Raw genomic sequence first — 8519 nt, 5'->3', positions numbered from 1 at the left:
TACCGCTGCCGACAAACGCGCTCTGCACGACTCGACCGGCGCGCTCGCGGTGGATATGGAATCGCACATCGCGGGCAGGATCGCCGCCGCGCATGGGTTGCCGTTCGCCGTGTGCCGCACGATTGTCGATCCGGCCTGGCGCACGTTGCCGCCGGCCGCCACGGCTGGCTTGCGCGACGACGGCAGTACGGCGCTCTGGCCGATTCTGCGGGAATTGCTGCGGCAGCCGTCGCAACTCGGCGCGCTGCTCCAGTTGGCCGCCGACGCGCGCGCCGCGAAGCGCACGCTGGTCGAGACACGCGAGGCGCTAGGCGAGAGCGGCGCGCTGCGGATGGCGGCGGGCAACTGAGATCAGGCGGCGGCGCGTGGTGCCGTGAAGGTGGCTGACAAACGCTTTGGCCCAGACTGATTGGGATGCCCGGATGCCCGGATGCCCGGATGCCCAGCCGATGTAGCTCGCTCGACCGGGGCGCCCATTGCGGACGCCCCGTTTTGCTTCAAGGGCTTTCGCTCAAAGCAGCCTTATTGCGGAGCCGCCACAGCCGCCGGTTGTTTAGCGTCGGCGGGCGCGGCTTGCGGTGCTTCAGCGGCAGGCGATGCCGAAACCGGCGTTGCGCCGGGATCGCTGTAGTTGGGCAAATCGCTCGGCTCGCCCTTATCGGCTCCGGCTCCGGCTCCACCGCCGGATACCCCCGATGCTCCACCGGTCGCCGGGGCAGCCTCACCCGGATCGGTGTAATTCGGCAGATCACTCGGCGCACCCGTCGCACCCTTCGCGGCCCCAGCACCAGACGCCCCATTCGGCGCCTGCGCCGCCTCACCCGGATCCGCATAGTTCGGCAGTCCGGCCGGCGTCCCCGAACCGGACTCGCCGTGATCCTCGTAGTCGGGCAGGGGCGCGGCATTCTCGCTCGTGCCGCGCAGACGCGCGCGCCGCTGCTGCGTATAGGCGTCACGCACGAACGAGTACTTGTCGAGCGCGGCCTGCTGCAGCAGATCGGTCGCGCCGAGCAGATCGGAGCGCGTGCTCACGAACTGCAGCACATACAGCGGATTGCGCGTTGCCGGTTCCACGTAGTTGAGCGGATTGAATTTCACGTCGACGACGAGCCCCATGCTGTCGCGCACGGTGCTCGGCCCGAACAGCGGCAGCACCAGATACGGACCCGACGGAATGCCCCAATGCCCGAGCGTCAGACCGAAGTCCTGATGATGCTTCGGCAGCCCGGCCGGGGTCGCCCAGTCGAGCAGACCGCCGATACCGAACACCGAGTTGAAGGCGAAGCGCACGATGTCTTCGGTCGCGTCGGTCACATTCAATTGCAGCAGCGCGTTCGCGGCGTTGGTGAGGTCGCCGAGATTCGAGAAGAAGTTGCTGACGGCCGTGCGCAGCGGCTGCGGCGTGACCTTCTGATAGCCCTTCGCCACCGGCACCGCGACATAGCGGTCCACGCCGTCGTTGAAGTTGAAAATGACCCGGTTCACGGGCTCGAACGGATCGCCCGGCTTGCGGTCGGGCGCGGTTGCGCAACCTGAGATCAGACCGGCGGCGGCGAGCGCCAGCGCGGTGTTATACAGCTTCATGCTTAGATTCCCTTTTGCTTCGCGCGACGTTGGCGCGGCTTGCCCATCAGTACGGGCTGAAATACCACTGCACCGATCAGTGTGCAGAACAGCGAAAGCGCGAGCAGCCTCCCCATGCTGGACGTGCCTGGATGATGCGACAGCCAGAGGCTACCAAACGCGGTGGCCGTTGTCGCTGCGCTGAACAGAACTGCGTGCGTGAGGCTCGACTGCAACAGGCTCGTCTGGCCGTGGCGCCACGCCATCACGAAATAGATCTTGAAGGCCACGCCGACGCCGAGCATCAGCGGCAGCGCGATGATGTTCGCGAAGTTCAGCGGCATGCCGAACACGACGCACAGTTCCAGCGTGACGAGCGCGGAGACCAGCAGCGGCACCAGCGTGCGCAGTACGTCGCCGATGCGGCGCAGCGCGATCCACAGCAGGATCGCGATCGACAGCAGCGCATAGATGGCGGCTTGCAGGAACGCCTTGATGATCGTGTCGGCCGAATGCAGGATCGAAATCGGCCCGCCAATTGCGCCGGGCTCAGCCTTCTTCACCGCGTGCGCGAAGCGCGCGAGCATCGTGTCGTCGTTCGGATCGACGCCGGCCGGCACCTTCGGCGCGATGTCGACGAGCGCGCGGCCACCCTTGCCGATCCATGACGCGACGATGTCCTTCGGCAAGTTCTCCTGCGTAATTTCGGTCGGCTGCAGCAGATTTTCCAGTTGCTTCAGCGCGATGCGCAGCGGCTCGGACAGCGCGGTTTCGGCACGGTCGCGCGTGGCGGCGTCGGCGGCGGCGAGCTTCTGCAACGTCGCCGACAGATGCTGCGCCTCGGCGGCGCCCGGCCCTGGATGATCCTCGGCCGCGAGCGCAAGCTGGTTAGAGGCGCGCCTGAGCGCGGCGACGCGGACCTCGTCGGTGGCCGGCGACGCGGGCTGCTGCTGCAACGCGGGCAGCAACTGCTGCGCAGCGCTCGCGATCAGCATCATCTTCTGCTGCTGGTCGGCGGGCACGAACGTGCTCAGCGTCGTTACGCGGCCCACCTCGGGCAGCTGGCGCAGGCGCGCGGCGATGGCGTCGGCGTCGGCGAGCGACGGCGCGAGCGCATGCACATTGTTGACCGCGGCTTCCGGCGAATCCTTCAGCGACAGCAGCGTCGCCATCGATTCCGTATGCGGGTCCTTCAGGTGCAGCGGATTGAAGTCGAAGCGCAGATGCGTGAGCAACGGCGTGGCGCCGATCACGACGATCAGCGTGCCGATCAGCACCGGCTTGCGATGGCGATCGAGGAAATCGTCGACGGGTGCGAGCTGCTTGAAGCCGGGCGAGGCAGCTTCGCCCGGCGGATTGAAGACCTTCAGCAGTGCCGGCAGCAGCGTCATGTTCGTGAAGTACGCGACGAACATGCCGACGCCGGCGATCTGGCCGAGCTCGGACACGCCGCGATACGCGGTCGGCAGGAACGAGAAGAAGCTCAGCGCGACCGCGACGGCCGCGAGCGTGAGCGGCACGCCGATGCTGTGCGCGGTGTGCATGAGCGCGGCGGAGAGCCGGTCGTCGCGGTTGCGCTCCTCGCGATACTTGACGCCGAACTGCACGCCGAAATCGACGCCGAGCCCGACGAACAGCACCATGAACGCAACCGAAATCATGTTGAGCGCGCCGACCATCATCAGACCGAGCGCGGCCGTGATCGCGAGCCCGACGAACAGCGTGATGAACACGGCCGCGATCATGCGGCCCGAGCGCAACGCGAGCCACAGAATAATCAGTACGACGATGAACGTGCCGATGCCGTTGAGCACCGCGCCGTCCTGCACGGATGCGAACTCTTCGTCGGCGAGCGGTTGTTCGCCGGTCAGGCGGATCGTCGCGCCGAAGCGCGAGTCGAGATGCAGCGACGCGGCCGTCGCGCGAATCGCTTTCGAGGCGCTCGCGCCGGCTTCGAGCGCGTCGTAATTGACGACCGGCTGCACGACCACGAACGCGCGCGCGGGATCGGTGGCGACCGTTTTGTCGACGAGCGCGCGCCATGAGAAGGCGGCCGGCTGGCCGGCCAGCACACGATCGAGCGTGTTCGCGCTTTGCGAGAGCAGATGGCTCATGTCGGCGAGCTTCACCTGGCCGAGTTGCAGCGGCAGCAGCAGGCTCGTGGTCAGCGTGCCGGCGAGGCCGGTCAGGCTCGGATCGTGCGCCAGCGCGTTGACGAGCGGGCGCGACTGCACGAGTTGCGAGGTGGTGGACATCACCTCGTCGGTGGACGGAAACAGCAGGCCGTTGTGTTCGAAGAACGGCCCGCCGGCCGGCTGCGAGACCGCGGTGAACTCCTTCGAATCGGCCTTGAGCGCGGCGCTCAGCACGTTGGCGGCGGCGTCGGCGAATTCGGGCGCGCGCGCCTCGACGACCACGAGCACGGTGTCGCCGCGTTCGGGGAAGGCGGCGTCGAGCGCGTGCTCGAGTGCCGACCATTGCTTGTCGGTCTCGATGAGACGACTGATGTCCGTGTTGATCTTGAAGTTGTGCGCGACGTAGACGCCGCTCAGAACGGCGAGCACGATCGACAGCGCGATGATCCTCAGCGGATGACGCACCGAGTACGCGACGAGACGGACGATATATGACTTCAGCATGTAGGCGGACGTAGCCTTATCACGGAGATGGTTCTTGACGAAGGTGCATAAGTATACAGAGCCGCGGCAACGTAGCCCGAGTTCGGTCGCAAGCGCGGCACCCGGCCGGCTGGCCCGGTTGGGAACGCAATCCCGGCTATACTGGTCTATCCCTCATTAGCCTTGGGCTCGCGAGCCCGCCGGCGCTACTACTTTCAGGTCCTGACGCGCGTATGAAACGATATCTGACTGCTTTTCTGGCTGCGGCCGTGGTGTCCACGGCGGCATTTGCGCAAAGCGCGCCCGATGCGGTGGTAAAAAGTGCCGTCGAGGGCACGGTGACCGCAATGAAGGCCGATCCGCAGGCACGCGGCGGCGACATGGCGAAGATCACCCACGTCGTCGAAACGCACTTCCTGCCGGCCACCGACTTCCAGCGCACCACGCGTATCGCGGTCGGCAAGCCCTGGTCGACCGCCACGCCGGAACAGCAGAAGCAGCTGTACGAGCAGTTTACGCTGCTGCTCACGCGTACCTATGCCGCATCGCTGTCGCAACTGCGCGACCAGGACGTGAAGTTCAAGTTTATGCCGGTGAGCGTGCCGGGCGGCGCAACCGACATCGTCGTGCAATCGCATGTAATCAGCAACGGCGGCGACGATGCGATCGACTACCGGCTCACCCGGGGAGCGTCGGGCTGGAAGATCTACGACATCAACATGATGGGCGCATGGCTGATCCAGGTGTATCAGACACAGTTCGCCGACCAGATCGCCAAGGGCGGTATCGACGGGCTCATCAAGTTCCTGACCGAGCATAATGCGCGCGGCGCCTGAGCGGGTCGACCGTTTGCTCCGGCGGTAACGGTAAAGCAACGGTAAAACAAAAGCGCGGTGGCCTCGAACGGCCACCGCGCTTTTTTCATCTGCAGCGTACGGCGCGCGGACATTCACGCACCGTACGCGAGGTGGCGCGCAACCGCTCCGCCCGAACCACTCAGTGCGCCGCGGTTGCGGTCTGCACCTTCTTGCCCGTGCCGGCGCGCTTGATCTCGTCGAGCTTGATCTCGACGTGACGCGAGAACACGTACTCGGCGGGACGCTGCTTGTCGAGCGGGATGTCCTTCGCGAACGCGCCCGTCGTCTTCGGACCGCGCAGGCTGACCTTCAACGCCTTCAGCGGATGCGCAACCGTGTCCATCACGGCCGTTGCTTCGAAGCCGCAGTGGACCATGCAGTCGGCGCACTTCTCGTAGTTGCCGGTGCCGTACTTGTCCCAGTCGGTCGTTTCCATCAGTTCCTTGAAGGTCTTCACATAGCCTTCGCCGACCAGATAGCACGGCTTCTGCCAGCCGAACACGGTACGCGCCGGGTTGCCCCACGGCGTGCATTCGTAGCTCTGGTTGCCAGCGAGGAAGTCGAGGAACATCGCCGACTGGCTGAACGACCAGTTCTTGCCGTTGTTGCCGCGCTTGAAGATTTCGCGGAACAGCTGCTTGGTCTTGTCGCGGTTCAGGAAGTGCTGCTGGTCCGGCGCGCGCTCATACGCATAGCCCGGCGACACCGTGATGCCGTCGACGCCCATCGGCCCGAGCGTGTCGAAGAACTTCGCCACGCGCTCCGGCACCGCGTCGTTGAACAGCGTGCAGTTGATGTTGACGCGGAAGCCCCGGCGCTTCGCTTCGCGGATCGCGGCCACGGCCTTCTCGTAGACGCCTTCCTGCGACACCGAGTGATCGTGCGCTTCCTTGTCGCCGTCGAGGTGAACCGACCAGACGAAGTACGGATTCGGCTGGTAGTCGTCCATCTTCTTTTCCATCAGGAGCGCGTTCGTGCACAGGTAGACGAACTTCTTGCGCGCCATGATGCCCTTGACGATCTCCGGCATTTCCTTGTGCAGCAGCGGCTCGCCGCCCGCGATCGAGACGACCGGCGCGCCGCATTCGTCGACGGCCTGCAGGCATTCTTCGAGCGACAGGCGCTGGTTCAGGATCGGGTCTGGATAGTCGATCTTGCCGCAGCCATTGCAGGCGAGATTGCAGCGGAACAGCGGCTCCAGCATCAGGGCGAGCGGATAGCGTTTGTTGCCGGAGAGATGCTGGCGCATGATGTATGCGCCGACGCGGACTTTCTGTAGCAGCGGAATAGACAAGATGTCCTCCTTAAACTTCGCGTGCAGCGAGTGGTTGCATCAGCTTCGATGGCAACTTGAATTCGACTTTCTCTTCACGGCCCGCCATCGTCGCGACATCGACGGGCCCCAATGCGCGCAGCGCATCGATTACGTTCTTCACCATCTCTTCCGGCGCCGATGCGCCGGCCGTCACGCCGACCGTCTGCGCGCCGGCAAACCATTCGGACTTCACTTCCGAGCCGTCGGCGACGAGGTAGCTCGCCACGCCGCTTTCGCTGCCGATCTCGCGCAGCCGGTTCGAGTTGGAACTGTTGGTTGCGCCCACCACGAGCAGCACGTCGATTTCCTTGCTCAGCTCGCGCACCGCCGCCTGGCGGTTTTGCGTCGCGTAGCAGATGTCGCGCGTGTCCGGACCGACGATGTCGGTGAAGCGGCGCAGCAGCGCGTCGATGATGCCGCGCGTGTCGTCCACCGACAGCGTGGTCTGGGTGACGTAAGCGAGCGGCGTATCCACCGGCAGATCGAGCTTCGCGACTTCGGCTTCGCTTTGCACGAGCAGCACCTTGCCCGGAATCTGGCCGATCGTGCCTTCCACTTCCGGATGACCGGCGTGGCCGATCAGGATCAGCGTGCGGCCGGCGGCCACATACTGGCGGCCTTGCACGTGAACTTTCGTGACAAGCGGGCAGGTCGCGTCGAGCACGTCGAGGCCGCGTGCTTCGGCATCGCGCTCCACCGTTTGCGCGACGCCATGCGCGCTGAATATTGCCACGGCGCCCTGCGGCACTTCATCGAGTTCCTCGACGAAACGCGCGCCTTTCTGGCGCAGATTGTCGACCACGTGCCGATTGTGGACAATCTCGTGGCGGACATACACGGGCGCGCCGTGTTGTTGTAACGCGCGATCGACGATTTCGATTGCGCGGACAACGCCCGCACAAAAGCCGCGGGGCTGAGCAAGGATGACTCGCATATATTGGCGAACTCCGACTGACGCGGGTTTCGAAGAAGTCGGTGAAACCGACTTTATCGCCGCGCTCATCTTGATTAGTTGACGTCTTGAGCCCCGGCGACGGGCCGGTACAGCAAAACCAAACGCGCATTCTAACGCTATCGGGGCCGCTTTGCTTTCTGGCGCAGCCCCCGTGCTGGATGCCCGCCGCCGCAAGGGCGCCGCGCATGGTGCCATGCCGGGCTGCCGCGCGGGTGTCACGGCCCTGTGCCAGGCCGGGACGCTGGCTGCACCGGTTTGGCGGAACCCTTAAACTACCGGTCCTTGCGGCGCGCATGACATGCCGTGTATTACAGAATGGTTTCGAGGCTCGCTGGATGGACGTCGATCAGCACGAAAATTTTCCGATCGCGAGCGTATTGCTGCCGAAGACGCTGCGCGCGCCTGTCGGCATTATCTACCAGGTTGTGCGCACCGCGGCCGATATCGCCGGCGAAGGCGACTGGAGCGCTGCCGAGCGCCATGCGCGCCTCGCCGATTTCCGCGCCGGACTCGACGCGGTCGCGCAGCGGCGCGCGGCGCCCGTGCATGCGCTGCTGTTCGGCAAGCTCGCGGGCGTGATCGCGCAATATACACTGCCGCTCGGGCCGTTTTACGACCTGCTCGACGGCTGCGCGCAGGACATCGATACAAAGCGTTACGCGGATCGCGCCGCGCTCGTCGACTATTGCCGCCGCTCGGCGCATCCGGTCGGGCATCTGATGCTGCACCTGATCGGCGCGGCGACGCCGCGCAATCTCGCCGACGCCGACGCGATCTGCACCGCGTCGCAGCTCATCAGCTTCTGGCTCGACGTCGCCGCCGACTGGAAACGGCAGCGCGTGTACCTGCCGCAAGCGGATTTGCGGCGCTTCGGCGTGAGCGAGGCGCAGATTGCCGGCGGTGTCGTCGATGATGCATGGCGCGCACTGATGGCGTACGAGGTGGACTTCGTGCGCGATACGCTCGTGCGCGGCGCGCCGCTCGCGCTGCGCATGCCGGGGCGGCTCGGCATCGAGTTGAGCGCCGCCGTGCATGCGGGTTTGCGCTTTCTCGAACGCATCGAGCGCGCGGGCTACGATGTGTTTCGCGAGCAGCCGGTGCTCACTCCGTTCGACTGGTGCGTGGTCGCGGCGCGCACCGTGGCGATGCAACTGTCCAGACGCGTCGGCGTGACGGCGCGTTCAATCGAGGGTAATGCTTAATGGCGGGCA

At 65.4% G+C, this 8519-nt stretch carries 6 protein-coding genes and 1 pseudogene; 3 read left to right on the top strand and 4 right to left on the bottom strand.

Features of this window, described 5'->3' with window-relative positions:
• A pseudogene (locus GXB81_RS29420) lies at positions 1 to 349 on the top strand (hypothetical protein); the annotation flags it as partial.
• Between the two features lie 173 nt (positions 350 to 522).
• Here the strand turns inward: GXB81_RS29420 and GXB81_RS29415 are convergent.
• On the bottom strand, positions 523 to 1584 hold the full coding sequence (locus tag GXB81_RS29415; protein ID WP_167282512.1) for a VacJ family lipoprotein: 1062 nt from the start codon (positions 1582 to 1584) through the stop codon (positions 523 to 525).
• A 2-nt stretch (positions 1585 to 1586) separates the two neighbouring features.
• Positions 1587 to 4202, bottom strand: coding sequence for an MMPL family transporter (locus tag GXB81_RS29410; protein ID WP_205991048.1), 2616 nt, complete (start codon positions 4200 to 4202; stop codon positions 1587 to 1589).
• A gap of 212 nt (positions 4203 to 4414) precedes the next feature.
• On the opposite strand from GXB81_RS29410, the gene GXB81_RS29405 reads away from it, so the two are divergent.
• Entirely contained in the window at positions 4415 to 5017 is a 603-nt protein-coding gene (locus GXB81_RS29405) for an ABC transporter substrate-binding protein (RefSeq protein WP_167038884.1), read from the top strand.
• A 160-nt stretch (positions 5018 to 5177) separates the two neighbouring features.
• Here the strand turns inward: GXB81_RS29405 and hpnH are convergent, their stop codons facing one another.
• Both hpnH and ispH read right to left on the bottom strand, forming a co-directional pair.
• Positions 5178 to 6332 (bottom strand): adenosyl-hopene transferase HpnH, encoded by a 1155-nt coding sequence (hpnH, locus tag GXB81_RS29400; protein ID WP_167282508.1) that lies wholly within the window; start codon positions 6330 to 6332, stop codon positions 5178 to 5180.
• Positions 6333 to 6342: 10 nt separating this feature from the next.
• Positions 6343 to 7287, bottom strand: a complete 945-nt coding sequence (gene ispH, locus GXB81_RS29395; protein ID WP_167282500.1) for a 4-hydroxy-3-methylbut-2-enyl diphosphate reductase — start codon at positions 7285 to 7287, stop codon at positions 6343 to 6345.
• Positions 7288 to 7643: 356 nt separating this feature from the next.
• On the opposite strand from ispH, the gene hpnC reads away from it, so the two are divergent.
• Positions 7644 to 8510, top strand: a complete 867-nt coding sequence (gene hpnC / locus GXB81_RS29390) for a squalene synthase HpnC (RefSeq protein WP_167038879.1) — start codon at positions 7644 to 7646, stop codon at positions 8508 to 8510.
• Positions 8511 to 8519: the final 9 nt, after the last annotated feature.

The sequence above is a fragment of the Paraburkholderia sp. Ac-20336 genome (assembly GCF_017105025.1).
Lineage (GTDB): Bacteria > Pseudomonadota > Gammaproteobacteria > Burkholderiales > Burkholderiaceae > Paraburkholderia.
The sequence above is the reverse complement of the archived record's forward strand: the minus strand, read 5'-3'. Positions and strand labels throughout refer to the sequence as shown.

Excerpts from the sequence above, each read along its gene's own strand:
- GXB81_RS29415 (WP_167282512.1), bottom strand. The coding sequence starts at position 1,584 with ATGAAGCTGTATAACACCGCGCTGGCGCTCGCCGCCGCCGGTCTGATC.
- GXB81_RS29410 (WP_205991048.1), bottom strand. The coding sequence starts at position 4,202 with ATGCTGAAGTCATATATCGTCCGTCTCGTCGCGTACTCGGTGCGTCAT.
- GXB81_RS29405 (WP_167038884.1), top strand. The coding sequence starts at position 4,415 with ATGAAACGATATCTGACTGCTTTTCTGGCTGCGGCCGTGGTGTCCACG.
- ispH (WP_167282500.1), bottom strand. The coding sequence starts at position 7,287 with ATGCGAGTCATCCTTGCTCAGCCCCGCGGCTTTTGTGCGGGCGTTGTC.
- hpnC (WP_167038879.1), top strand. The coding sequence starts at position 7,644 with ATGGACGTCGATCAGCACGAAAATTTTCCGATCGCGAGCGTATTGCTG.